At 38.7% G+C, this 3,018-nt stretch carries 2 protein-coding genes; both read left to right on the forward strand.

Translation table 11 applies throughout. The annotated features are described in order from the left end of the window. Positions 1-1,231: uroporphyrinogen decarboxylase family protein (locus BUE08_RS06430; protein WP_353682097.1), on the forward strand; the 1,231-nt coding region annotated here is incomplete at its 5' end. Between the two features lie 84 nt (positions 1,232-1,315). Then, complete coding sequence (locus tag BUE08_RS06435) at positions 1,316-2,698, forward strand: MFS transporter (RefSeq protein ID WP_286680614.1); 1,383 nt, start codon at positions 1,316-1,318, stop codon at positions 2,696-2,698. Positions 2,699-3,018: the final 320 nt, after the last annotated feature.

A 3,018-nucleotide genomic window follows, 5' to 3' on the forward strand; every position in this document is an offset into this window, starting at 1 on the left:
GATAAAGATGTGTGCAAAAAGTCCTGACGAACTTGCAAAGGAACGTCTTGCAAGAATACAAGCTGCTATGAATTTAGAGGAACCTGATAGAGTGCCACTAAAAGGCATAGGCGGCGACATAATCCCTGCTTATTCAGGCATTAATCAGCATGAGTTTTGCTATGATTATGATAAAGCCATAAAGGCTATTGAAAAATATTTGAAAGATTTCCCGTTTGATTGGCCCTCGGCTTCGATACCCGGCTTAGATGGGCGAGTGTTTAGCGTTGCCTTTTCTGAATTCGAGGATATAGCCCGCAGCACTACTTTTATTTCAGGTCCTATGCATGACGTTTTAGGCGATAAATATTATAGATTTCCGGGAAGAGAAATTGATGAAAACTCAAGTCCTCAGTTTATCGGCGGAACCTTTATGGAGCCGGATGAATACGATAAATTGATTGAAGATCCGGTAAAATTTGTTACTGAAACAATACTTCCGCGGACATGCAATAATATCTCTACGCCACGCCAAGCAATGGCTACGTGGGTAAGATTGGGCAGAGAATTTGACAGATTTTCTGCAGCGGGACGCCAAATTGGCAAAATTTCAGCAGATTTAGGTTATCCTTCCATACCTATGGGCGGAGCATATGCACCACTTGATATCATTGGAGACTTTTTAAGAGGAATAAATAATGTAGTACTTGATATTAGAAGATATCCCGATAAAGTAAAGAAAGCTACCGAAGCCCTTGTGGAGCCTATAGTGCAGTATGCCCTAGCCTATAAAAAGGTTGGGATTAACCTTGCGATGATACCACTACATCTAAACGAGTATCTTTCTCCTAAATTATATAACGAGTTTTATTGGCCCACATTAAAAGAAGTTATACTCAGATTATTAGATGAGGGCGTAAAGTCATGGGTATTTTTTGAAGGACATCATGAGCCTCACCTAGAGACCATTTTAGAGCTGCCAAAAGGGTGGGGTGTAGCATACTTTGAAAAAACAGATTTGGTAAAAGCAAAGCAAGTATTAAAAGGCCATACCTGTGTTGTAGGCGGAATACCTGTAAGTATTATTATCGGGAGTACGCCGGAGAAGATTGAAGAATATATGAAGAACTTATTAGAGCAAGTTAAGCCCGGAGGCGGAGTTATCTTATCTCCTACTATAGGAACAGCTCCTCGCGAGACGCCGGTAGAAAATATTACGGCCTTAATTGAAGCAGTGGAAAAATATGGTTAAACCATAGAAATAATAGGCACTGGTTTAATGAAATCAGTGCCTATATATCACTAAATTAGGATTTGTGAAAGGGGAGAAAGATTTATGGCGAAAAAACCGCTAAATAAGACCATAAAAACATTTTATGGTATAGGGGATTTCGGCTTCAGTCTTATGACACAAGTTGAATTATACTTTTTTGTATTTTTCTTGACAAACGTAGCAAAACTTCCCCTCCCTCTGGTTGCATTGATAGGCTCGATAACAAGTATCGTTGATGCTGTGCTGTCTCCGTTTTATGGTGCGATAATCAGCGGCACAAAACCTTTAAAATGGGGCAGAAACCGTTCGTGGATGTTGATTATGCCCCCAGTAGTTATTTTTTTATACATCTTTCAATTCACAAAAATTGGCCCCGATCCAGTAGCAGCATTTATAATATGCGCAGGTTTTATATTGAGCCACATAGCATGGAACATCCCGTGGGTCGCTAATGTAGCACTTATTCCGGTTCTTGCAACCAACCCTGACGAAGCCGCTCTTCTTGCTTCAAGACGCGCAACTTACACTGCACTTGCCGGTATAGTTTTTTCTTATACGGGAGCACCACTGGCGGAATATTTCGGAAAAGTCACAAATAATGAAGTTCTCGGCTATACTATCTTAGCCGGATTGACTGCTTTGATAATGACAATATGCTATTGGATAGTATTCAAGATAACCGAAGGTTATGAGCCTACAGGCGCAGAAGCCCTTAGTTCCAAACAAGGTTCTAAGGTTTCGATAGGAGCCATGGTAAAAAGCCTTGTTCAAAACCCGCCCCTTATTGTATTATTAATAGCCGACTTTTTCAGGTATATGGTCAATTTTGTTATGACAGCGGCAGCAGCTTATTATTTCACTTATGTTGCTCAAGATATGTCTCTTTTTCCTGCGTATTTACTGGCAGGCTCCATTGCACAGGTGATAGGTTCTTATTTTGCGGGATCTCTTGCTAAGAAGCTCTCTTCACGAAACGCAACAATTGTGAGTCTTTATGCGCTGGCAGCATCACTCATAATATGTAAGTATGTAGCAATGAACGTAACACTGTTCTTCGTAGTTGTTTTTTTAGCAAGAATGTTCTTAGGTGTTCTGACTTCCGTTATGGTTGGTCTATATTCAGATGTATCGATTTATGCCAACTGGAAGATAGGCGAAGATGCGTCATCTTTTGTTATGGGATTAATGACAGTTGCACTAAAACTAGCCGTTATTTCACGCGGAACAGTTATTCCTTTTGTTTTGGCAACAGCAGGATTTATACCGGGAGCAGATCCGGCTACGGCTACTCCTGCACTTAAAGCAGGTGTGATAAATGCATTTCTATTTATCCCCGGCATATTCGCGTTAATCTCTGCTTTAATAATGACATTTGGATATAAACTTACAAGAGAAAAGGTAGTTGAATATCAAAAAGCAATAAATGAAAGACTGGCAAAAGCATAAAATTAATTATATTAGCTTAATAAGCTTGCCGATAAAATATCCCAACCTAAATCGTAAGAGAGGTTGGGATATTTTTTTGCGCAATATAGCGCGGAAATTCGAAAGATAGTTAAAAAATAAACAATTAAAAAACAAATAATGTTCAAAAAAGTATTGACAATCTAAAATTACATGTATATACTTATATTATAACTTGTATATACATATAAAATATTTAAACTAAGAGGAGGTTTCCATCAATGTCAGACTTTAAACATTTAACCGAAGCTTTGGGAAATCTTGATGAAGAAGAGGTGCTTAGAATCTTAAAGGATTTTGTA

The organism is Tepidanaerobacter sp. EBM-49 (assembly GCF_001896645.1).
In the GTDB taxonomy this organism is placed as follows: domain Bacteria; phylum Bacillota; class Thermosediminibacteria; order Thermosediminibacterales; family Tepidanaerobacteraceae; genus Tepidanaerobacter; species Tepidanaerobacter syntrophicus.